We start from the raw sequence: 21,861 nt of genomic DNA on the forward strand, positions 1-21,861 counted from the left end.
CCGGCCCCGCCCACTACAGGCGGGAACCCCTCACGGCTTGCACCCCACCAATTGGGGTGCTTTTCGTGGTGCTCCTTAGAAAGGAGGTGATCCAGCCGCACCTTCCGGTACGGCTACCTTGTTACGACTTCGTCCCAATCGCCGATCCCACCTTCGACAGCTCCCTCCCAAAGGGTTAGGCCACTGGCTTCGGGTGTTACCGACTTTCATGACGTGACGGGCGGTGTGTACAAGGCCCGGGAACGTATTCACCGCAGCGTTGCTGATCTGCGATTACTAGCGACTCCGACTTCACGGGGTCGAGTTGCAGACCCCGATCCGAACTGAGACCGGCTTTAAAAGGATTCGCTTAACCTTGCGGCATCGCAGCCCTTTGTACCGGCCATTGTAGCATGTGTGAAGCCCTGGACATAAGGGGCATGATGACTTGACGTCATCCCCACCTTCCTCCGAGTTGACCCCGGCAGTCTCTCACGAGTCCCCGCCATTACGCGCTGGCAACATGAAATAAGGGTTGCGCTCGTTGCGGGACTTAACCCAACATCTCACGACACGAGCTGACGACAGCCATGCACCACCTGCACACAGGCCACAAGGGAACCGACATCTCTGCCGGCGTCCTGTGCATGTCAAACCCAGGTAAGGTTCTTCGCGTTGCATCGAATTAATCCACATGCTCCGCCGCTTGTGCGGGCCCCCGTCAATTCCTTTGAGTTTTAGCCTTGCGGCCGTACTCCCCAGGCGGGGTACTTAATGCGTTAGCTACGGCACGGATCCCAAGGAAGGAAACCCACACCTAGTACCCACCGTTTACGGCGTGGACTACCAGGGTATCTAATCCTGTTCGCTCCCCACGCTTTCGCTCCTCAGCGTCAGTTACTGCCCAGAGACCCGCCTTCGCCACCGGTGTTCCTCCTGATATCTGCGCATTCCACCGCTACACCAGGAATTCCAGTCTCCCCTGCAGTACTCCAGTCTGCCCGTATCGCCCGCACGCTCACAGTTAAGCCGTGAGATTTCACGAACAACGCGACAAACCACCTACGAGCTCTTTACGCCCAGTAATTCCGGACAACGCTCGCACCCTACGTATTACCGCGGCTGCTGGCACGTAGTTGGCCGGTGCTTCTTCTGCAGGTACCGTCACTTGCGCTTCGTCCCTGCTGAAAGAGGTTTACAACCCGAAGGCCGTCATCCCCCACGCGGCGTCGCTGCATCAGGCTTGCGCCCATTGTGCAATATTCCCCACTGCTGCCTCCCGTAGGAGTCTGGGCCGTATCTCAGTCCCAGTGTGGCCGGACACCCTCTCAGGCCGGCTACCCGTCGTCGCCTTGGTAGGCCGTCACCCCACCAACAAGCTGATAGGCCGCGGGCCCATCCCACACCGCAAAAGCTTTCCACCACAAGGCATGCGCCTCGAGGTCCTATCCGGTATTAGACCCAGTTTCCCAGGCTTATCCCGAAGTGCAGGGCAGATTACCCACGTGTTACTCACCCGTTCGCCACTCGAGTACCCCCGAAGGGGCCTTTCCGTTCGACTTGCATGTGTTAAGCACGCCGCCAGCGTTCGTCCTGAGCCAGGATCAAACTCTCCAAACAAAATCTCCTCGATAAACGAGGTGAATTTACAATCAGAGAAAATCTGACCTAACAAAAAGACGCCAAACATCTGGCATCAAAAAAACAGCCATACCCACACACGGGGAGTGCAGAGTATGGCCAAAAAACAACAACAATTAAAAAGACCAAACACACTATTGAGTTCTCAAACAACACTCATGCTTGTTTTCGCCCGCTTCCGGGCAACCCTGCCAGCTTAATACCAGTCTGGCGGAGGCGTCAAGTCCCAGTTTTGGTCATCTTGCGTGGTGACCGCTGCGGGACAGCCGTGCCAGGCTAGTACCGATCCGGCGAGGGAGTCAAGGCCCCGGTTTCGGCCCCCCTCGAAGGGTGACCGCCCTTGTGGGGCACTGACTTTGACTACTCTACCCGCTCGATCTCCGCTCCCAAAATCGCCAGGTTTTCCACGAACAACGGGTAGCCGCGGTCGATGTGGAAGACGTCGTGGACCTCGGTGTCGCCGTCGGCGACGAGCCCGGCCAGCACCAGGCCGGCACCGGCCCGGATGTCCGAACACCAGACCGGGGCGCTCGACAGCTGCGGCAGACCCCGCACGACGGCGTGGTGCCCGTCGGTGCGGGCGTCGGCGCCCAGCCGGATCATCTCCTCGACGAACCGGAAGCGGGCCTCGAACACGTTCTCCGTGATCATCGACGTGCCGTCGGCGATCGAGGCCAGCGCGATCGCCATCGGCTGCAGGTCGGTCGGAAACCCGGGAAAAGGCAAGGTCGCGACGTTGACCGCCTTGGGGCGCTCGTATTGGGCCACCCGAAAGCTGTCGTCGGTCTGGGTGACCGTGGCACCCGCGTCGTGCAACTTGTGCAGGACCACCTGCAGGTGGGACGGGTCGACACCGGTCACCTCGATGTCGCCGCGGGTCATCGCGGCGGCAATCCCCCAGGTGGCGGCCACGATGCGGTCGCCGATCACGCGGTGTTCCGTCGGATGCAGCCGCGGGACGCCGGTGATCGTCATGGTCGGCGACCCCGCGCCTTCGATCTGCGCGCCCATCTGGTTCAGCATCGTGCAGAGATCGACCACGTCCGGTTCGCGCGCCGCGTTATGAATAGTGGTGACGCCCTCGGCCACGACGGCGGCCATCAGGATGTTCTCGGTGGCGCCGACGGACGGGAACTCCAGCTGGATCTCCGCGCCGCGCAGGGTGTCCGCCTGTGCGACCACGCAGCCGTGCTCGATGTTGCAGTGCGCACCCAGCTGGCGCAGGCCCGCCTGATGCATGTCCAGCGGGCGCGATCCGATCGCGTCCCCACCCGGGAGCGCGACCCTGGCGCGCTTGCAGCGGCCGACCAGTGGGCCCAGCACGCAGACGGAGGCGCGGAACTGCCGCACCGCGGCGAAGTCGGCGTCGTACTTGGGCTCGTCGGGCGAGGTGATGCGGGCGACGTCGCCGTCGAGCTCGACGGTGGCGCCCAGGCCGCGCAGCACCTCGGCCATCAGCGGCACGTCGAGGATGTCCGGGCAGTTGGTGATGGTGCTGGTGCCCTCGGCCAGCAGGGTCGCGGCCATCAGCTTGAGCACGCTGTTCTTGGCGCCCCCGACAGCGACTTCGCCGGACAACCGGTTGCCGCCGGTCACCACGAATCGCTCGGTCACCCGGGTCAGTTTAGTGAAGCGGTTTGGGCTTGTCAGTCAGCCTGGGCGGCCAGCCGAGTACCGTTTTCTCATGGCGATCCACCTGACCCGCATCTATACGCGGACCGGCGACGACGGAACGACCGGATTGAGCGATTTCTCACGGGTCTCCAAGAACGACCCCCGCCTGGTCGCGTACGCGGATTGCGACGAGGCCAATTCCGCGATCGGCGTCGCGATCGCCCTCGGTGGGCCCGACGAGGAAACCGCGGGCGTGCTGCGGCAGATCCAGAACGACCTGTTCGACGCCGGCGCGGACCTGTCCACCCCGGTGGTGGAAGACCCCAAATATCCGCCGCTGCGCGTCCCCCAGGCCTACATCGATCGGCTCGAAGCGTGGTGCGACAAATACAACGAACCCCTGCCGGCGCTGAATTCTTTTGTGCTGCCGGGCGGTTCGCCACTGTCCGCGCTGTTGCACGTCGCCCGCACCGTGGCGCGGCGGGCGGAGCGCTCGGCGTGGGCCGCGATCGATGCGCAGCCCGACGACGTCAGCGTGCTGCCGGCAAAGTACCTGAACCGGCTGTCGGACCTGCTGTTCATCCTGGCCCGCGCGGCCAACCCCGACGGCGACGTGCTCTGGCAACCGGGCGGCGGGCCGGCCAAAAGCTGAAGTGTGGCAATGAAAAACAACCGATCGATCCCGCCATTTGCGGTGATCCCCGTGCTGGTCTACCCCGACGTGCGCGCGGCCGTGGACTGGTTGGCCGCGGCCTTCGGCTTCGTCGAACGAACGCGGATCGGCGAAAGTCACCGGGCGCAGCTCGGCATCGGCGCGAGCGGCGCCGTGATCGTGGCGGACGTGGCCGGCGAGCGGCATCCACCGACGGCCGGCGTCGTCACGCACGAGATCAAGGTGCGCGTCGACGACGTGGACGGCCGGTTCGAACGTGCGCGGGCGGCGGGGGCGAGGGTGATCGAGTCGCCCGTCGACCGCGAGTACGGCGAACGGGAGTGCACCGTCGAGGATCTCGCGGGGCATCGCTGGCAGTTCAGCGAAACGGTGCGCGACGTCGCGCCCGAAGAACATGGGTGCCAGACCGTCAACCCGTGGTAGTCACACGCTGCGACGGCGTGCGCGCGGGGAGGGCCGGGATTCCAGCCAGGACAGGAATGCGGTCAGGGCGCCCTTGTCGAGTGCGAGCTCGTAACCGGACCTGTCCTGCGTCGTGTCGCGCAGCTCCAGGACCACGATCTCGTCGGTCATGATGTCGAACTCGTCGCCGCGCGGCGCGCGCCGGGACACGATCTCCACCCCCCGCCTGCTGAGCCGGCGGTCCGGCCACAAGCGCAGGCTGGACAACCGGTAGAAGGCGGCCTCGCCGCCGCGGTAGCGGATCACGCCGTGCCGCCAGCCGTGCCCGCCGACGGCGGGGATGTCCCGCATGATCCCGGCCGTTCCGCCCTGGCGCAGCTTCCACAGCCGATAGCTCAGCGCGAGGACGGCGGCCCCCAGCATGACGACGAGCACGACCATGCCGACCATGGGCGCGCTCATCGGGGCGTTAGTCGATCGCGCCGACGGCGCGCAGTCTGGCGCGCCCCCTCGCGGCGATGCGGGGATCGTCGGACTCGGCGGCCTCCCTGGCGGCGCTCTCGTCGATATCCGACTCGAACTCGGCCGACTCGGCGAGGATGCTGACCTGTTCCTCGGTCACCGACAGGAACCCGCCGTCCACCGCGATCCGCAGGTCGTCCTCGCCTTCGCGCTCGACCCGCACCATGGCGTCGTCCACCAGCTGCGCCACCAGCGGGATGTGGCGGGGCAGGATGCCGATCTCGCCGACGGTGGTGCGGGTGAACAGGAACGTTGCCTCACCCGACCAGATCTTCCGGTCGACTGCGACGATCTCAACGTTCAATTCGGCCATGCCAGAGCGCCTTTCAGGAATCGAGCTTGGCGCCGAAGCCTTCGGCTTTCTTGGCCAGGTCGTCGAGGCCGCCGATCAGGAAGAAGGCCTGCTCGGGAATGTGGTCGAAGTCGCCCTTCGTCAGCTTGTCGAACGCCTCGATGGTCTCCTTCACCGGCACCGTCGAACCCGGCTGACCGGTGAACTGTTCGGCCGCCATCATGTTCTGCGACAGGAACCGCTCGATGCGCCGGGCGCGTTGCACCAGCTGCTTGTCCTCCTCGGACAGCTCGTCGATGCCGAGGATGGCGATGATGTCCTGAAGGTCCTTGTACCGCTGCAGGATTCGGATGACCTCCTGCGCCACGCGGTAGTGCTCGTCACCGACGACACCGGGGTCCAGGATCGTCGAGCTCGACGCCAGCGGGTCCACCGCGGGGAAGATGCCCTTGGAGAACACCGAACGCGACAGCTCGGTGGTGGCGTCCAGGTGCGCGAACGTGGTCGCGGGCGCCGGGTCGGTGTAGTCGTCGGCCGGCACGTAAACCGCCTGCATCGACGTGATCGAGCGGCCCCGGGTCGAGGTGATGCGCTCCTGCAGCTCGCCCATCTCGTCGGCCAGAGTGGGCTGGTAACCCACCGCCGACGGCATGCGGCCGAGCAGGGTCGACACCTCGGATCCGGCCTGGGTGAACCGGAAGATGTTGTCGATGAACAACAGCACGTCCTGGCCGGCCTCGTCGCGGAACCACTCGGCCATCGTCAGCGCCGACAACGCCACCCGCATACGGGTGCCGGGCGGCTCGTCCATCTGACCGAACACCAGCGCGGTGTCCTTGAGCACGTCGGCTTCCTTGAGCTCCACCCACAAATCGTTGCCCTCGCGGGTGCGCTCCCCCACGCCGGCGAAAACCGAAGTCCCACCGAAGTTTCGGGCGATACGGTTGATCATCTCCTGGATGAGCACCGTCTTGCCCACACCCGCACCGCCGAACAGCGCGATCTTGCCGCCACGTACGTACGGGGTCAGGAGGTCGACGACCTTCAGGCCAGTCTCGAGCATCTCGGTCCGCGGCTCGAGCTCCTCGAAGGCCGGCGGCTTGCGGTGAATCGACCAGTGGTCGAAGTCCTCGCCGTATCCCGGCTCGTCCAGGCAGTCGCCGAGGGCGTTGAAGACGTGACCCTTGACGTCCTCGCCGACCGGCACCGAGATCGAGTTGCCGGTGTCGGTGACCTCGACCCCGCGCACCAGGCCGTCGGTGGGCTGCAGCGAGATGGTGCGAACCAGGTTGTCGCCCAGGTGCTGCGCGACCTCGAGCGTCAGCTTCTTGGCCATCGCCTCGTAGGTGATGTCGGCGTGCAACGCATTGAACAGCTCGGGGACCGAGCCGCGCGGGAACTCGACGTCGACGACGGGCCCGGTGACCCGCACCACGCGTCCGCTGGTGTCGGTGTCCTTCGAGTTTTTGGTCTTCTCGTCAGTAGCAGTCATGTTTCTTCTTCCTCGTGCGCTACTTGGCGTCGGCGAGCGCGTTTGCGCCGCCGACGATCTCGCTGATCTCCTGGGTGATCTGGGCCTGCCGCTCGCGGTTCGCCATCAGCGTCAGCTCCTTGATGAGGTCGTCCGCGTTGTCGGTGGCCGACTTCATCGCACGCTGGCGCGACGCCAGCTCCGATGCCGCCGATTCAAGCAACGCCGCGTATACGCGGGTCGTCACGTACCGAGGCAGCAACGACTCGAAAAGTGTTGTCGCGTCGGGCTCGAACGAATAGAGGGTATGCAGCTCGGGCTCTTCCTCGACGTACTCCACCACCAGCGGGGCGATGCGGTGGGCCATCGCCGCCTGCGACATCATCGACTTGAACTCCGAGTAAACGATGTGCAATTCGTCGACGCCCTGGACGTCCTCGGACTGCTGACCGTCCTCGTCGCCGACACCTTTCATGAAGGTATCGACCAAGGTTTCCGCGATCTCCGCGGCATTCTCGTACGAGGGCTGCTCGGAGAAGCCCGTCCACGACTCGGTGATGTCCCAGTTGCGGAATTTGAAGTAGTTCAACGCCTTCCGACCCACCGTGTACAGAACCGGCGTCTTTCCTTCCTCCCGCAGCAGGGAGAACAGCTCCTCGGAGCGCCGGAAGATGCTGGAGTTGTAGGCCCCGCACAAACCGCGGTCGGAGGACACCACCAACACGCCGGCCCGCTTCGGGTCTTCCCGCTCGACCAGCAGGGGGTGGTCCAGAGCGGCCTCGGCCGACAGGGTCGTCAGCATCGCGGTGATCTGGAACGCGTAGGGCCGCGCGGATTCCAGCCGGGCCTGCGCCTTACCGATGCGCGAGGTCGCGATCATCTCCTGGGCCTTGGTGATCTTTTTGATCGACCCTGCCGAACGAATCCGGCCGCGCAGTTCGCGAAGTGTTGCCGCCATTGTTAGCTACTTCTTGTCCTTCTTGGCGTCCGTCTTCGGCTTCTCTTTCTTGACCTGCACCGACTCCTTCGCCAGGTCTTCCTCGTCCAGCGCCTCGACGTGCTCGTCGGGCACCACCGATCCGCCGTCGGAAGCCGCGAAGCCCTTCTTGAACTTCTTGATGATCTCGGTGAGCTGGTTCTCGCCCTCTTCGGACAGCTTCTGGGTGTCGCGGATGCCGGCCAGGAACTTCTCCTCGGAGGCGCGCATGTGGTCCAGCAGTTCGGTTTCGAAACGCCGGACGTCCTCGACGGGCACGGAGTCCAGGTGACCGCCGGTGCCCAAGAAGATCGAGACCACCTGCTCCTCGACCGGCATCGGCTGGTACTGCCGTTGCTTGAGCAGTTCGACCAGCCGCTCGCCGCGTTCCAGCTGGGCCTTGGAGGTGGCGTCCAGATCGGAGGCGAAGGCCGCGAACGATTCCAGCTCGCGGTACTGCGACAGGTCCAGCCGCAGCGAGCCCGCCACTTCCTTCATGGCCTTGATCTGCGCGGCACCGCCGACGCGGGACACCGAGACACCCACGTTGATCGCCGGACGGACGCCCTGGTTGAACAGGTCGGACTCCAGGAAGCACTGCCCGTCGGTGATCGAGATGACGTTGGTCGGGATGTAGGCCGAGATGTCGTTGGCCTTGGTCTCGATGATCGGCAGGCCCGTCAGCGAGCCACCACCGAGCTCGTCGGAAAGCTTTGCGCAGCGCTCCAACAACCGCGAGTGCAGGTAGAACACGTCGCCCGGGTAGGCCTCGCGGCCCGGCGGGCGGCGCAGGAGCAGCGAGATCGCGCGGTAGGCCTCGGCCTGCTTGCTCAGGTCGTCGAACACGATCAGCACGTGCTTGCCGTCGTACATCCAGTGCTGCGCGATCGCCGAACCGGTGTACGGCGCAAGCCATTTGAAGCCGGCAGCGTCGGACGCCGGCGCCGCGACGATGGTCGTGTAGTCCATCGCGCCGCCCTCTTCCAGCGCGCGACGGACGGCCGCGATGGTCGTCCCCTTCTGGCCGATGGCCACGTACACGCAGCGCACCTGCTTGCGCTCGTCGCCCGACTCCCAGTTCTGCCTCTGGTTGAGGATGGTGTCGATGCACACCGCGGTCTTTCCGGTCTTGCGGTCGCCGATGATCAGCTGCCGCTGACCGCGGCCGATCGGGGTCATGGCGTCGATGGCCTTGATCCCGGTCTGCAAGGGTTCCTTCACGCCCTGGCGCTCGACCACCGACGGCGCCTGCAGCTCCAGCGCGCGCCGCACGTCGGTCTCGATGTCCCCGCGCCCGTCGATCGGATGGCCCAGCGGGTCGACGACCCGGCCCAAGAACGCGTCGCCGACGGGGACCGACAAGACCTCGCCGGTGCGCTTGACCTGTTGGCCTTCTTCGATTTTCTCGAAGTCACCCAGGATGACCGCGCCGACGCTGTGCTCGTCCAGGTTCAGGGCGACGCCGAGGACGCCGCCCGGGAACTCGAGCAGCTCCTGGGTCATGACGGACGGCAGGCCCTCGACGTGGGCGATGCCGTCCCCGGCGTCGACAACGGTGCCGACTTCCTCGCGCGAGGTGTCGGCGGTGAAGGAGCCTACGTACTCCTCGATGGCGCCCTGGATGTCGTCAGCCGAGATTGTCAACTCTGCCATGGCTTTTCGTCTTCCTACTTGATTTTCGTTCGCGTGTGCTTTGTCGATGTTGTGTTCAGTCGGGCAACTGGGCCTGGGCCGCGGCCAGGCGAGCGGAGAGCGTCCCGTCGATCACCTCGTCGGCCACGGCGATTAACAGCCCGCCCAGCAGGTCGGGTTCGATCTGCAGCTGCACCGTCACCGGGTGGGCGTAGATGCGGCTGAGGACTTCGGTGAGACGGGTGCGCTGGGTATCGCTGAGCTCCGCCGCCGCGCTGACCTGTGCGACGATTTCGCCGCGGCGCGCCACCGCGACTTCCGCCAGGAACTTCACGGCCACCTCGGCCGGCTCGCCCCTGAGCAGCTCGACCGTCTGGGTCAGCAGGGCCAAAGCGACGGGGTTCACCCGTGCGCTTGCACTCTCAAGCACCTTGCGTAGCAGCCCGATCCGGCCTTCGGCGGGGGAACCGTAGTCGCCCAACAGGATGGCAAGTCGCGGCTGCGCGTCGAGAACGCGCGAGAACCGGAATAATTGGTCTTCGACCTCGTCGACCTTGTCCTCGCGCTCCGCGACCTCCAGCAGCGCCTGCCGCGAGATGTGCTCGATGGCGTCGATCAAATCCGTGTTGGCCGACCAGCGTTCGGAGACCGCCGCCCGCAACACGTCGAGCGTGCCATCGCCGACCTTGCCGGACACCAGCCGCTCGATCAGCCGGACCCGCGGTGCCGCGTCCTCGGCGGGCACGGTGAGGTAACGGGTGACCACGATTTCGCGGTCCAGCATTTTCGCCACCGCCACCAGCTCGCTGGAGAGGGTGGAAAGCGCTTTGTTGTCGAGGTTCTTGGCGATGGTGCCGAACCGCTCCGAGAGGCTGCCCAGCGCCTGACGGCTGGCCGAGCGCATCTTCGTCAGCAACGGGTAGGCGACCTCGGCGGGCGCCGGCGCCATGGCTTCCAGATCGTCCAGGAACCGATCGACGGTGGCCGACTGCTGTTCGGGGTTCGCGACGTAGTTACGCACCAATTCCCCTGCCTGGCGCACGGATTCGTGCCCAAGCTCGAGGCGGAGTTGCCGGGTCAGCTGCGCGCGGAGGAGCTCGGCCTGGCGGGTGCCCTGCGCCTTGATGCGGTCGGCCTCCACACCGGCCTGAGCCTGCAACTGCTCGGTGATGCGTTCCGAGTCCGACTTAGCCTCTTCGACGACTCTTTCCGCCTCTTCCTTGGCGGCCTCGACGGCTTTGCTGTGGGCCGTCGTCGACTCGGTGAGCCGGTCGGCGGCAGCGGCCGAATCGGCCAACTGCTGGCGCACCAGGTCCTGCCGGGCGGTCATCATCTTGCGCACCGGCGGCACGACATACCGCACCACCAGCGCCACGATGACCGCGAATCCGAACAACTGTCCGACAAAAGTCCACATGTGCTGATTACCGCCCGGACGACTCGGTGGCGGCCGTGGCCGCGGCGGCGGGTGCGACGTCGACGCCGAGGATCCGGCTGGCCAGGGTCGCCGACATGGCCCCCACGTTGGCGCGCAGATCCAGTTCCACGGCGTCCCTTTCGCGTTTCAATTGCTCGGCGGCCAGCTGCACCCTCGCCATCACGTCTTGCTCGGCACTGGCGCGCGCGTCCTCAATAACCTTGCGGCCTTCGGCGCGGGCGTTGTCGCGGAACGATGACGCCTGAACGCGCGCTTCCTTCATGGCCTCTTCGTAATCGGCCTGGGCGGCTTCGAACTGCTCGGCCGACTTCTTGTTGTCGGCGGCGGTCTTGGCGACCATGGCGTCGCGTTCGCGCAGCACCTTCAGGATCGGCGGCACCACGAAGGTGCCGATGATGGCGAGCACGATGAGGAATATGGCCAGCACGAAGAAGAATGTGCCGTTGGGGACGAGAAAGTTGCTGCCCCCCTTGCCTCCCTCTGCTACCGCCTGGCCGGCGGCGAGCACCATGGGGTTCGGGTCACCCATCACAGCGAACTACGTGACGGGGGTGGCGAAGACGAACAACGCCATGAACGCCAGGTTGATGAAGTAGGCCGCCTCGACCAGACCGACGGTGATGAAGAACGGCGTGAACAACCGGCCCTGCGCCTCGGGTTGCCGGGCGATACCCGAAACCAGCGCATTACCGGCAATACCGTCACCGATGCCGGCTCCGATTGCGCCGCCGCCCATGATGATCCCACCGCCGATGAGTGCACCGGCAGCGATAGTGGGGTCCATTCTTTCCTCCTTTATCCAGCTCTATCTTGTTGGCTTATCTGGTGTTCCGTGGGCTAGTCATGGTGGTCCTCCAGCTCCATGGCCTGGCTGAAGTACAAGATGGTCAGGATCGCGAAGATGAACGCCTGGATCGCCCCGACGAACAGGTCGAACGATTTCCACACCGCGTTGGGTAACCACATGATGTACGGCGGGAACATCGCGATCAGCGCCACCAGGATGCCGCCGGCGAAGATATTGCCAAAGAGTCGGAGCGACAACGAGATCGGCTTCGCCAATTCTTCGACCAAGTTGATCGGCGCCAGGAACGCCACGTGCCCCTTGAGGACCTTGATCGGGTGCCCGATGATGCCGCGGCGCCAGATCCCGGCCACGTGGTAGCAGACGAATACGAAAAGGGCCAGCGCCAGAACGTAATTGATGTCCGCCGCCGCCGACTTGAGCAACTCGGTGGTGTGACCGGACTTGTCGGTGTACTGCAGCGGCAGCACCGACAACCAGTTGGAGATCAGGATGAACACGAAGATCGTGACCGCCAGCGGCAACACGAACGGCGCGATTCGCATCCCGATGGCGCTTTCGATCTGGTTGCGCATCTGTATGGTCAGCGCCTCCCAGAACAGTTGCACTCCGCTGGGAACACCGCTCGAGGTGATCTTGGCGCGCAGGAAGAAGGCGAGGGCGAGCACGATCACCGCGGCGAGCGCGGTCGACAGCACCGTGTCGGTGTTGACGGTCAGGCCGAGCCACTTCGCGGTGGTGTGCTCGCCGACCTCGATCTGGGAACCGGCCAGGATCGTCTCAATCATCGCCGGCGCTCCTTCCGTCAGTGTCTTCCGGGGCCTCGACGGCCGATGCCGGCACCGGCTCGCCCGTGCGCAGCTTCTTCCACACCGGCACCGCGGTCGCCACGACCAGTAGCACCTGGAAGAGCGCCAGACCGAACATCGCGCCCAAGCCATTCGGCCGGAAAACGTAGGCAACGATCAGCGCGACAACGGTAATGATCGCCAACCTCGTCGCCGAATTGACTGCCATCGAGCTTTTCAGGGGGTGCTCTTTCGCGGTGATCGACGCGACCGAACGCCGCACGAGCAGCGCGTTGAGCAAACCCAGGAGCAACCCGACACCGAAGAACACGCCGAGCATGAGGCGGCCGGACAATCCGGCGCCGAGAATCGCCAGCGCGGTGATGCCCGCGCTGATCACAAACAGCCGAACCGGACGGAAAGCAACAGAGGGGAACACCAACGGCGCGTCCTGCGCTGGTGTCGTCACTGCAGCACCTCAATCCCAGGTAGTGAAGCGGGAGACCCCCGACCGACCGATCGGTGGCCCGCCGAGCGTATCGCACGTCACAGGGGAATCACCCAAGGGGTAGCTCCCTACGTCGGTCGTGAATCGGCGCGCTCGGACAGGCGTCCGACGGGCCGGCTGGCCGGCAACCCTCAAGGTCTCTTTTAGGGGTTCTACCTGCACCGTACCATACGATCGGCACAGCTACTACCGGGTGTCGTAGGCGCTTCGTCAGTCCACGTCCACGTCTTCGTAGTCGTCGCGCCGGCGCATCAGCGGGATCGCCGTGGCCACTCCGGCGACCACTATTGCGCCCAGCATGACCGCACCGGTGTCGCGCGGGTTGAAAAAGATGGTGCTCGCCGCGCCGAACGCGACAATGCCCACCCAGAGATAGATGAGCAGGACCACCCGGCGATGCGAATGCCCGATTTGCAGCAACCGGTGATGCAGGTGCATTTTGTCGGGGCTGAATGCGCTGCGGCCGGCGCGGGTACGGCGCACGATCGCCAGTAAAAGGTCGAGCATCGGCACGAACATGACGGCCACCACCAGCAGGAACGGCGCCAGCAGAGCAAACACGTCGCGGGCGCCGTAGGCGTTCTGCGAGACCGGTCCGGCGGCGGTCGTGGCGGCCGCGGCGACCATCAGGCCGATCAGCATCGAGCCGGAATCGCCCATGAAGATCCGGGCCCGATGGAAGTTGTGCGGCAGAAACCCCAGACACGCCCCCGCGAGCACGACCGAGATGACGGCGGGCGGATAGAACAGCACGTCCCCGCCGTGGTCGCGCAGCAGGCCGACCGAGAACATGCAGATCGCCATCGCCATGATGAGTCCCAGCCCGGCGGCCAGGCCGTCGAGCCCGTCGACGAAGTTCATCGCGTTGACCATCGACACCGTCAGCGCCAGGGTGAGCAGGATCGAGGAGGCCTGGTCCAGCACGATGGTGCCGACGCCGCCGATCGGGATGTACAGGACGCTCCAGGCCACGCCCATGGTGACCAGCACGCTGGCCGCGGTGATCTGGCCGGCGAACTTGGTCAGGGCGTCGAGGCCCCAGCGGTCGTCGATCAGGCCGATGCCCACGATCACCGCGGCCGCCACCAGGACGGCGGGCATGCCTGTGGAGTAGACGAATCCGCGGGTGAGCGCCGGCAGTTGCCAGGCCAGGAAGACGGCCGAGACGACGCCGACGAACATCGCCAGACCTCCCATGCGGGGGGTGGGCGTCACGTGCACGTCGCGTTCCCGCGGGTAGGCGACGGCTCCCAGCCGGGTGGCCAGCACCCGCACCGGACCGGTCGTGAAGTAGGTGATGATGGCCGCGGTCAGGCCGACCAGTGCGAGCTCGCGCAGCGGGACGCCGGTGCCGCGATCGGACAGGGCGAGCAGACCACCGGCAAGGCTGGACACCAACGAGACCGTACTGCACCAACCTGAGACCGGATTGGCGGCGTGCGCTAGGCGAGCAGGCTTCCCGCGTCCATGCCAAGCACTTCCGCGATCAGCTCGGCGCTCACCGGACCGGCGCGCAGGATGCGCGGGGCGTCGTCGGTCAGGTCGACGATCGTGGAGGCGGCCTGCTGCTGCGCCGGGCCCGCGTCGAGATAGACGTCGACCAGGTCGCCGAGTTGGCCGCGCGCCTCGGCGGCGTCGACCGCGGGTGGGCGGCCGGAGACGTTCGCGCTGGACACCGCCATGGGCCCGACCTCGCGCAGCAGCTCGACGGCGACCGGGTGCAACGGCATCCGCAGCATCACGGTGCCCCGGGCGTCACCCAGATCCCACTGCAGCGACGGCGCCTGCCGCACCACCAGGCTCAGCGCGCCCGGCCAGAAGGCCCGGATCAGATCCCGCGCCCCGTCGGGCATCGTGTAGACGAGCCCCTCGATGGTGTGCCAGGAGCCGACCAGCACGCCGACCGGCATGTCGCGGCCCCGCCCCTTCGCCGCGAGCAGCGCCGCCACCGCGGTGCTGTCGAACGCGTCGGCGCCGATGCCGTACACGGTGTCGGTGGGCAGCACGACGAGCCGGCCGCTTTTCGCCGCCCCGACGGCCGAGGTGATGCCGAGCGCGCGCTGGTCGGGGTCCGCGCAGTCGAAGACGGCGGTCAAGGCCGCTCCCCCCGTCGGGCCGTCACGAACCTCGGCCGTCCGACCAGGTCGCGGCGCGCCGCGATGTCCTCGAAAAGCCCTGTGCCTTCGATCAATTCGACGGTCCGCGCGGCCGTGGTGTCGTCGTGCTCGACGGCGAAGAGGCCGCCCGGGCTCAGCCACCGTCCGGCGTGGCGGACGACCGCGGCGATCACCGCCATCCCGTCTGCCCCGCCGAACACCGCGTGCGGCGGATCGTGTTGGGCCACTTCGGCTTCCACGGCGCTGTCGTTGGGTACGTAGGGCGGGTTGGCCACCACCAGGTCGACCAGCCCGTCGAGCTCGGTGAGCGGTTCGGTGGCGGTGACGTCGGCGCGCAGCAGCTCGACGGCGGTGCCCTCGGTGTTGTGCCGCGCGTAGGCCAGGGCCGCGTCGGAGTCGTCGATGCCGATGACCCGGGCGGCGGGCCGGTGGCGGGCCAGCGCCACGGCCAACGCGCCCGAGCCGGTGCACACGTCGACGATGACGGGCCGGGCGCCCAGCGGCTGCGCGATGGCCCATTCCAGCATGGCCTCGGTCTCCGGGCGCGGGATGAACACGCCGGGCCCCACCCGCAGCATCACCGGACCGAACGCCGCGGTCCCGGTGAGGTGCTGCAACGGGACCCGCTGCGAGCGCGCGGCGACGACGTCACGGTAACGCCCGAAGAATTCGTCGTCGGGCGCCTCGAGCAGGGTCAGCCGGCCGCGTTCGGCGCCGACCAGGTGGGCCGCCAACTCCTCGGCGTCGTAACGGGCGGAATCGATCCCGGCCTCGGCGAGTTGCGCCGCAGCCGAGTCGATCGCGCGCCGCAGGCCGGTCATGCCTGCTGCAGCCGCGATTGCTTGTCGGCGGCGGCGAGCGCGTCGAATAGCGCGTCGAGGTCGCCGTCGAGCACCTGATCCAGGTTGTGCGCCTTGAAACCGATTCGGTGGTCGGTGATCCGGTTCTCCGGGAAGTTGTAGGTGCGGATCCGTTCGCTGCGGTCCACGGTGCGGACCTGGCTGGCCCGATCGGCGGACGCGTCGGCCAGCGCCTTCTCCTCGGCCAGGGCCTGCAGCCGCGCGGCCAGCACCTGCAGGGCGCGGGCCTTGTTCTGCAGCTGGGACCGTTCGTTCTGGCAGGTGACGACGATGCCGGTCGGCAGGTGCGTGATCCGCACCGCGGAGTCGGTGGTGTTGACGCCCTGGCCGCCCTTGCCCGACGAGCGGTAGACGTCGATGCGCAGATCGGACTCGTCGATTTGCACCTCGCCGACTTCCTCGGGCTCCGGATAGACCAGCACGCCCGCCGCCGACGTATGAACGCGCCCTTGGGATTCCGTCACCGGAACCCGTTGCACCCGGTGCACGCCGCCCTCGAACTTCATCCGCGACCACACGCCGTCGGCGCTGTCGCCCTTGCTGGCGATGGCCAGCGTCGCGTCCTTGTAACCGCCGAGATCCGAGGTAGTCTCGTCCAGCACGGTGACCGTCCAGCCGTGGCGCTCGGCGTATCGGATGTACATCCGGGCCAGATCGGCGGCGAACAACGCCGATTCCTCGCCGCCCTCACCGGATTTGACCTCGAGGACGATGTCGTCGGCGTCGTGGGGATCGCGCGGCGCCAGCATGTCGGTGAGTTGGGTGTCCAGCTCGGCCACCCGCGATTCGAGTTCGGTCACCTCGTCGGCGAAGGACTCGTCGTCGACGGCGAGTTCGCGGGCGGCCTCGAGGTCGCCGCGCGCCGCCGACAGCTTGCGGTAGGTGCCGACGATCGGGGCCAGCCGGGCGAACCGGCGGCCGGCCTTGCGCGCCTCGTCGGGATTGCTGTGCAGTTCGGGGTCGGCCAGCCGCTGCTCGAGTTCGGCGTGTTCGGCCAGCAGCACGTCGATCGTCTGCACCGGCTGCGTCATGTCACTCTTTCCCTATACGCGAACCGACGCCCGGCCTGTGCAGCTGTGAGCACAGTTCGGGCGTCGGTAAGCCAGCTATTTGTCGGTCGACTCGCCGTTGTCGGCCGCGGCCTTGCGCTTGCCGTAGCGCTTCTCGAAGCGGGCCACGCGGCCGCCGCTGTCGAGGATCTTCTGCTTGCCGGTGTAGAAGGGGTGGCACTGCGAGCAGACCTCGACGTGGATCTGACCGCCCGGCTTGGTGCTGCGGGTGGTGAAGGTGTTGCCGCACCCGCAGTGCACGGTGGTCTCCCCGTAGGCGGGGTGAATATCAGCTTTCATGATGTCCTTTTCGATCGTGTGCGCCCCGGCGCGAACTCCTGGGACCTGAACTGGTCCTCGGGGGTAGTCGACCGTCGATTATGCCAGGTCAACCAACATCAGCCCAAACGCGGAGGCGCCCCCGCGCATTCCCGGGACCGCGCGCGGTTTATGTGTCGCGGTAGACGCGGCTTTTTGCGCCGCGGGTCCAGACCACGCCGCCGCCGGGGGTGGCGCCCCGCGCGGCCAGCTCGCGCTTGAGGATTTTGTTGGTCGCCGTGGTCGGCAGCCGGTCGGTGAGCCAGACGTAGCGGGGCCACGCCTTGGGCGACAGGTCGGGCTGGGCGGCGAGGAACTCGCCGAACTCCTCGGGCGTCAGCCGCGCGTCGTCGGCCAGCACGATCGCCGCCATCACCTGGTCGCCGACGTGTTCGTCGGGCACCGCGTACACCGCGACGTGGCTGACCGGGGCCAACCGCTGCAGGATCCGCTCGATGGGCGCCGTGGTCATGTTCTCGCCGTCGACGCGCAGCCAGTCGCCGCTGCGCCCGGCGAAGTAGATCCACCCGTCGGCGTCGCGATAGGCCAGGTCGCCGGACCAGAACATGCCGTGACGAAGGCGCTCGTCGGTGGCCTCGGGGTCGTTATAGTAGCCGGCGAACAGGCCCGCGCCGGTGGTGTTGACCAGCTCCCCGATCGCCTCGTCGGCGTTGGTCAGGGCCCCGTCCCCGTCGAAGGCGGCGGGCGGGCACTCGGCCAGCGTGTCCGGGTCGTAGATGGCCACCCCGGGGAAGCCGCGGCCCAGCGACCCGGGCGGGCAGCCGTCCTCGCGGGTGATGACGATCGCGGCCTCGGTGGACCCGAAGCCGTCCCAGACGAGGCAGCCGAAACGCCGGCCGAACTCGGCGATGTCGCGGTCGCTCGCCTCGTTGCCGACGGCGACGCGCAGCGGATTGTCGTGGTCATCGGGCCGTTCCGGCGTGGCCAGCACGAAGGCCAGCGGTTTGCCGACGTAGTTCATGAAGGTCGCCCCGTAATGGCGCAGGTCGGCGAGCAGGCCGGACGCCGAGAACGTCGCGGGGACCATCGCCGCGCCGGCGCCCACCGCCACGCTCCAACCGGCGAAGAGGGCGTTGGCGTGGAACAGCGGCATGGACAGGTAGCAGACGTCGGAGGCGTCGAGACCGAACCGCGCGATCAGCGTGGCGCCGGCGAACAGCACGGTCAGGTGGGTGACCTGCACCGCCTTCGGCTCGCCGCTGGTTCCCGACGTGAACATCATCATGAAGGTGTCGGTGGGGGCCACCTCGCGATGGGGGATCAGCGGCCCGGCGCCCTCCAGCAACGCCGCCCAGGATTCGCCGGACACGTCGAACACCTGCACACCGGGCAGGTCCTGGCCGTCCAGCAGCGCTTTGTGCGCCGGGTCGGTCAGCAGGATCTGGCAATGGGCGTGCAGGATGTCCCTGGCCAGCGCGGCGCCGCGGCGGGTGTCGTTGACGCCGCACAGCACGTAGCCGCCGAGCGCGGCCGACGCCATGGCGGTCAGCATCTCGGGGGTGTTGCCCAGCAGCGCGCCGACGTGCAGCGGACGGGCGGGGTCGGCGGCCCGGATGACGGCGGCCGCGGTGGCGGCGGCGTCGGCCAGGTGCTCACGCCAGGTCCAGACCCGGTCGCCGTACTTCAGCGCCGGGGTGTCCTGGTCTACGCGCTCACGAAGCAGTTGCTGCAGCGTGTCCGCCACAGCTTGCGACGCTAGTCGTTGTCCATCGACCCCGGGGTCGTCTTGGAGACCTGCACCAGGAACTCGTAGTTGGTCTTCGTCTTGCGCAGCTGCGACATCAGCAGGTCGATGGCCTGGTGCGGGTCCAGGCCCGACAGCACGCGACGCAGCTTGTGCACGATGCCGAACTCGTCGGGCGACAGCAGCAGCTCGTCCTTGCGGGTGCCGGAGGGGTTCACGTCGACCGCGGGGAAGACCCGGCGTTCGGAGATCTTGCGGTCCAGCTTGAGCTCGGCGTTACCGGTGCCCTTGAACTCCTCGAAGATGACCGTGTCACCGGTGGACCCGGTCTCGACCATCGCGGTGGCGATGATGGTCAGCGACCCGCCTTCCTCGATGTTGCGGGCGGCGCCCAGGAAGCGCTTGGGCGGATACAGCGCGGTGGAGTCGACACCACCGGACAGGATGCGGCCCGACGCGGGCGACGCGTTGTTGTACGCGCGGCCCAGGCGGGTGATCGAGTCCAGCAGGACGACGACGTCCTTGCCCTGCTCGACGAGCCGCTTGGCCCGTTCGATCGCCAACTCGGCGACGGAGGTGTGGTCCGACGGCGGCCGGTCGAAGGTCGAGGCGATGACCTCGCCCTTCACCGACCGCGTCATGTCGGTGACCTCCTCGGGCCGCTCGTCGACGAGCACGACCATGAGGTGGCATTCGGGGTTGTTCTTGGTGATCGCGTTGGCGATGTCCTGCAGGATCGTCGTCTTACCCGCCTTGGGTGGCGAGACGATCAGCGCGCGCTGGCCCTTGCCGATCGGCATGATCAGGTCGATGACCCGGGTGGTCAGCCGGTCGGGCGTGGTTTCCAGGCGCAGCCGCTGGTTGGGGTACAGCGGCGTCAGCTTGGAGAAATCGGGCCGCTTCTTGGCGTCTTCGACGGAGCCGCCGTTGACGCTGTCCAGGCGCACCAGCGGGTTGAACTTCTGCCGTTGGTTGGGCTGCTCGCCGTCCCGGGGCACCCGAACCGCGCCGGTCACCGCGTCGCCGCGGCGCAGGCCGTTCTTGCGCACCATGTTCATCGAGACGTAGACGTCGTGCGGGCCGGCCAGGTAGCCGGAGGTGCGCACGAACGCGTAATTGTCGAGAACGTCAAGGATTCCGGCGACCGGCTGGACGACGTCGTCCTCGCGGAGTTCGGTGTCCCCGCCCTCCCCCGACCTTTCGCCGCGGCGCCTGCGGTCGCGGTCGCGGAACCGGCGTCCACGCCGGCCCTGACGGCCCTCGCCGTCGTCGTCCTGCTGGTTCTGCTGGTTGGAGCCGCCGCGCGACTGCTGCCCACCCGAACCCTGGTCGCCGCCGGAGTCTTGACCCCGCTCGTCGCCCTTGGTGTCCTGTTGGCCCCCTTGGCGCTTGTCCGCGTCGGGATTGCCGCCGCCCTTGCGGTTGCCGGAGTCCTCGCGACCCTGCTCGCCGGGCGAGCCCGCGTCGCGGTTGGCGGTGCGCCGTTCCCGGCGCGGCGCCTCGGTGGAGCCGTTCTGTTCGGCTTGCGCCGCGGGCGCGTCGGCCGGCGCTTCGGCGGCGGTGGTGTCGGTCTTGTTGGATTTGCCGCCGTCCTCCGAGGCGGCCGGGGCCGAAGTCCCGTTGGCCTGCCCCCTGATTTCCTTTATCGCGGCGATGAGTTCGTTCTTGCGCATCCCCGACGTGCCCTTGACGCCGACCTGGTTAGCCAGCGCACGCAGCTCGGGCAGCACCATGGTGGACAGGGAGCCGGTCGAGGCGTTGGTTTTGACATCGGGAGTGTCTGTGGTCACGGCGTCGGGCACCGGATTGCTGTCGGTGCTCTCGCCAGCCGTGAAGAGGTCCGTATCAGTCACGGATTTCCTTTCTTCCCCCGCTGATCAGGTCATACGGGGGGTCGTTGCATTCAGCCAAATTGGCGAGTGCGCCCAATCATCGACTCTGCTTACGGTGATCGCCCGGGATCATCGGAGAAGACGGCGAACCTCGTTTACGAGAAGAATTGGTGTTGTCCTAGCGGCAAGGCAGTATGTGTGCAGATGCAGATGCTGCGATTGCTGGACGGCTCCGAGGATAGCCTGCATCCCTGACGGAAGCAAGCAAACCCTCCGGCCACGCTGTGGATTAACCGGCGACGGTGACGCCCGGGCTCCAACGAACTGCTTCGCCGGCGGTCATCTTCGTGAGGGTGAATCCGTGTGCGGCCCCGTACTCCAACGCTTCCGTGGGTAGCTCCGGTTCCGTGCTCAATGCGATGAGGGAGGGACCGGCCCCAGAAAGCGTCGCCGCGACGTTATGACGCCGCAGCACCCGCAAATATTCCGCCGATCCGCGCATCGCGGGGGCGCGTTGCGGTTGGTGCAGCACATCCTCGGTGGCCGGCATCAGCAGATCCGGCCGCTCGGTGAGCGCGACGACCAGCAATGCGGCGCGGCTGACGTTGAAGCTCGCGTCTTCGTGGCTGACCCGGCTGGGCAGCAGCACCCGGGTCTCCGCCGTCAGCGACCGTTCCTCGGGAATCGCGCAGAACAGCTTGATGTCCGGGTGCAGCCGCAGCGGCACCGCCGAATACCGGGGCTCGGCGCCGGTGCGGTCCGTCCACGAAACCACCGCGCCGCCCAGCACCGCGGCGGCGGCGTTGTCGGGGTGCCCCTCGAAGTCCGAGCACAGCTGGATCAGCCGATCAACGCTCAGGGTTGCCGAATCCGTTTGCGCGACAAGTCCGTTCACCGCCGCCAAGCCGCCGACGACGGCCGCCGCCGACGAACCGAGACCGCGGGAATGCGGGATGGCGTTGCGGCAGCGCACCACCAGGCCCGGGGCGCCGACCCCGACGGCGCGCAGCCCGTGGTGGATGGCGCGCACCACCAGGTGCTCGGCGTCCAGCGGTACCTGCCCGGCGCCCTCCCCCTCGACCTCCACGACCAAGCCGGAATCCGTTGTCTCCACGACGACTTCGTCGCAGAGGCTCAAGGCGAGACCGATGCTGTCAAATCCCGGACCGAGGTTGGCGCTGGACGCCGACACCACGGCGCTCGCCACCAGCCCGGCGGGCAGCATCTGGGCATTCATTG

General features: G+C 66.9%; 21 protein-coding genes and 1 rRNA gene. 2 read left to right on the forward strand and 20 right to left on the reverse strand.

Annotation, left to right across the window (positions count from 1 at the left end; translation table 11 throughout):
- Window positions 1-79 precede the first annotated feature (79 nt).
- Window positions 80-1,599 (reverse strand): 16S ribosomal RNA (locus A5673_RS26350).
- Between the two features lie 381 nt (window positions 1,600-1,980).
- Window positions 1,981-3,234, reverse strand: coding sequence for a UDP-N-acetylglucosamine 1-carboxyvinyltransferase (gene murA / locus A5673_RS26355; protein WP_068239467.1), 1,254 nt, complete (start codon window positions 3,232-3,234; stop codon window positions 1,981-1,983).
- Window positions 3,235-3,304: 70 nt separating this feature from the next.
- Here murA and A5673_RS26360 point away from each other — a divergent pair, with 70 nt between their 5' ends.
- Both A5673_RS26360 and A5673_RS26365 read left to right on the forward strand, forming a co-directional pair.
- Complete coding sequence (locus tag A5673_RS26360; protein WP_068239468.1) at window positions 3,305-3,886, forward strand: cob(I)yrinic acid a,c-diamide adenosyltransferase; 582 nt, start codon at window positions 3,305-3,307, stop codon at window positions 3,884-3,886.
- A gap of 9 nt (window positions 3,887-3,895) precedes the next feature.
- The gene (locus tag A5673_RS26365; RefSeq protein WP_068239471.1) at window positions 3,896-4,330 is read left to right on the forward strand and encodes a VOC family protein; all 435 of its coding nucleotides are present in this window, start codon (window positions 3,896-3,898) and stop codon (window positions 4,328-4,330) included.
- Here the strand turns inward: A5673_RS26365 and A5673_RS26370 are convergent, their stop codons facing one another.
- The 18 genes from A5673_RS26370 to thrB all read right to left on the reverse strand — a co-directional run bounded on the left by A5673_RS26370 (window position 4,331) and on the right by thrB (window position 21,859).
- Window positions 4,331-4,771: a DUF2550 domain-containing protein gene (locus A5673_RS26370; protein WP_068239473.1), complete on the reverse strand. Its 441-nt coding sequence runs from the start codon at window positions 4,769-4,771 to the stop codon at window positions 4,331-4,333.
- 7 nt (window positions 4,772-4,778) lie between these two features.
- Entirely contained in the window at window positions 4,779-5,144 is a 366-nt protein-coding gene (locus tag A5673_RS26375; RefSeq protein WP_068239476.1) for a F0F1 ATP synthase subunit epsilon, read from the reverse strand.
- Between the two features lie 13 nt (window positions 5,145-5,157).
- Window positions 5,158-6,615, reverse strand: a complete 1,458-nt coding sequence (gene atpD / locus A5673_RS26380) for a F0F1 ATP synthase subunit beta (protein WP_068239480.1) — start codon at window positions 6,613-6,615, stop codon at window positions 5,158-5,160.
- A gap of 19 nt (window positions 6,616-6,634) precedes the next feature.
- Window positions 6,635-7,552, reverse strand: a complete 918-nt coding sequence (locus tag A5673_RS26385; RefSeq protein WP_068239483.1) for a F0F1 ATP synthase subunit gamma — start codon at window positions 7,550-7,552, stop codon at window positions 6,635-6,637.
- A gap of 6 nt (window positions 7,553-7,558) precedes the next feature.
- Window positions 7,559-9,223 (reverse strand): F0F1 ATP synthase subunit alpha, encoded by a 1,665-nt coding sequence (gene atpA / locus A5673_RS26390; protein WP_068239487.1) that lies wholly within the window; start codon window positions 9,221-9,223, stop codon window positions 7,559-7,561.
- 55 nt (window positions 9,224-9,278) lie between these two features.
- Entirely contained in the window at window positions 9,279-10,619 is a 1,341-nt protein-coding gene (locus A5673_RS26395) for a F0F1 ATP synthase subunit B/delta (RefSeq protein WP_068239489.1), read from the reverse strand.
- Between the two features lie 7 nt (window positions 10,620-10,626).
- Entirely contained in the window at window positions 10,627-11,169 is a 543-nt protein-coding gene (locus A5673_RS26400; RefSeq protein WP_068239493.1) for a F0F1 ATP synthase subunit B, read from the reverse strand.
- Window positions 11,170-11,178: 9 nt separating this feature from the next.
- Window positions 11,179-11,424, reverse strand: coding sequence for a F0F1 ATP synthase subunit C (locus tag A5673_RS26405; RefSeq protein WP_066928722.1), 246 nt, complete (start codon window positions 11,422-11,424; stop codon window positions 11,179-11,181).
- Between the two features lie 53 nt (window positions 11,425-11,477).
- The gene (atpB, locus tag A5673_RS26410) at window positions 11,478-12,233 is read right to left on the reverse strand and encodes a F0F1 ATP synthase subunit A (RefSeq protein ID WP_068239498.1); all 756 of its coding nucleotides are present in this window, start codon (window positions 12,231-12,233) and stop codon (window positions 11,478-11,480) included.
- Entirely contained in the window at window positions 12,226-12,702 is a 477-nt protein-coding gene (locus A5673_RS26415) for an ATP synthase subunit I (protein ID WP_068239501.1), read from the reverse strand. Before A5673_RS26415 ends, atpB begins: the two co-directional genes overlap by 8 nt.
- A gap of 249 nt (window positions 12,703-12,951) precedes the next feature.
- On the reverse strand, window positions 12,952-14,139 hold the full coding sequence (locus A5673_RS26420) for a glycosyltransferase family 4 protein (protein WP_197518479.1): 1,188 nt from the start codon (window positions 14,137-14,139) through the stop codon (window positions 12,952-12,954).
- 44 nt (window positions 14,140-14,183) lie between these two features.
- Window positions 14,184-14,837, reverse strand: a complete 654-nt coding sequence (locus A5673_RS26425; protein ID WP_068239507.1) for an L-threonylcarbamoyladenylate synthase — start codon at window positions 14,835-14,837, stop codon at window positions 14,184-14,186.
- A complete protein-coding gene (gene prmC / locus A5673_RS26430) occupies window positions 14,834-15,679 on the reverse strand; it encodes a peptide chain release factor N(5)-glutamine methyltransferase (protein ID WP_068239510.1) in 846 nt (281 codons plus the stop codon). Before prmC ends, A5673_RS26425 begins: the two co-directional genes overlap by 4 nt.
- Window positions 15,676-16,749: a peptide chain release factor 1 gene (gene prfA, locus A5673_RS26435; protein WP_068239513.1), complete on the reverse strand. Its 1,074-nt coding sequence runs from the start codon at window positions 16,747-16,749 to the stop codon at window positions 15,676-15,678. Before prfA ends, prmC begins: the two co-directional genes overlap by 4 nt.
- Window positions 16,750-16,824: 75 nt before the next feature.
- Window positions 16,825-17,067: a 50S ribosomal protein L31 gene (gene rpmE / locus A5673_RS26440; RefSeq protein ID WP_068239516.1), complete on the reverse strand. Its 243-nt coding sequence runs from the start codon at window positions 17,065-17,067 to the stop codon at window positions 16,825-16,827.
- Between the two features lie 148 nt (window positions 17,068-17,215).
- The gene (gene fadD1 / locus A5673_RS26445) at window positions 17,216-18,790 is read right to left on the reverse strand and encodes a fatty-acid--CoA ligase FadD1 (protein WP_068239519.1); all 1,575 of its coding nucleotides are present in this window, start codon (window positions 18,788-18,790) and stop codon (window positions 17,216-17,218) included.
- A gap of 11 nt (window positions 18,791-18,801) precedes the next feature.
- Window positions 18,802-20,643, reverse strand: coding sequence for a transcription termination factor Rho (rho, locus tag A5673_RS26450; RefSeq protein WP_068239522.1), 1,842 nt, complete (start codon window positions 20,641-20,643; stop codon window positions 18,802-18,804).
- A gap of 268 nt (window positions 20,644-20,911) precedes the next feature.
- Window positions 20,912-21,859: a homoserine kinase gene (gene thrB / locus A5673_RS26455; RefSeq protein ID WP_156748657.1), complete on the reverse strand. Its 948-nt coding sequence runs from the start codon at window positions 21,857-21,859 to the stop codon at window positions 20,912-20,914.
- Between the last annotated feature and the right edge of the window lie 2 nt (window positions 21,860-21,861).

This window comes from Mycobacterium sp. E3198 (assembly GCF_001667015.1).
Lineage (GTDB): Bacteria > Actinomycetota > Actinomycetes > Mycobacteriales > Mycobacteriaceae > Mycobacterium.

Bases quoted from the DNA above. Each gene is read 5' to 3' on its own strand.
- A5673_RS26360 (WP_068239468.1), top strand. From the start codon at position 3,305: ATGGCGATCCACCTGACCCGCATCTATACGCGGACCGGCGACGACGGA.
- A5673_RS26365 (WP_068239471.1), top strand. From the start codon at position 3,896: ATGAAAAACAACCGATCGATCCCGCCATTTGCGGTGATCCCCGTGCTG.
- A5673_RS26370 (WP_068239473.1), bottom strand. From the start codon at position 4,771: ATGAGCGCGCCCATGGTCGGCATGGTCGTGCTCGTCGTCATGCTGGGG.
- A5673_RS26375 (WP_068239476.1), bottom strand. From the start codon at position 5,144: ATGGCCGAATTGAACGTTGAGATCGTCGCAGTCGACCGGAAGATCTGG.
- atpD (WP_068239480.1), bottom strand. From the start codon at position 6,615: ATGACTGCTACTGACGAGAAGACCAAAAACTCGAAGGACACCGACACC.
- A5673_RS26385 (WP_068239483.1), bottom strand. From the start codon at position 7,552: ATGGCGGCAACACTTCGCGAACTGCGCGGCCGGATTCGTTCGGCAGGG.
- atpA (WP_068239487.1), bottom strand. From the start codon at position 9,223: ATGGCAGAGTTGACAATCTCGGCTGACGACATCCAGGGCGCCATCGAG.
- A5673_RS26395 (WP_068239489.1), bottom strand. From the start codon at position 10,619: ATGTGGACTTTTGTCGGACAGTTGTTCGGATTCGCGGTCATCGTGGCG.
- A5673_RS26400 (WP_068239493.1), bottom strand. From the start codon at position 11,169: ATGGGTGACCCGAACCCCATGGTGCTCGCCGCCGGCCAGGCGGTAGCA.
- A5673_RS26405 (WP_066928722.1), bottom strand. From the start codon at position 11,424: ATGGACCCCACTATCGCTGCCGGTGCACTCATCGGCGGTGGGATCATC.
- atpB (WP_068239498.1), bottom strand. From the start codon at position 12,233: ATGATTGAGACGATCCTGGCCGGTTCCCAGATCGAGGTCGGCGAGCAC.
- prmC (WP_068239510.1), bottom strand. From the start codon at position 15,679: ATGACCGGCCTGCGGCGCGCGATCGACTCGGCTGCGGCGCAACTCGCC.
- prfA (WP_068239513.1), bottom strand. From the start codon at position 16,749: ATGACGCAGCCGGTGCAGACGATCGACGTGCTGCTGGCCGAACACGCC.
- rpmE (WP_068239516.1), bottom strand. From the start codon at position 17,067: ATGAAAGCTGATATTCACCCCGCCTACGGGGAGACCACCGTGCACTGC.
- thrB (WP_156748657.1), bottom strand. From the start codon at position 21,859: ATGAATGCCCAGATGCTGCCCGCCGGGCTGGTGGCGAGCGCCGTGGTG.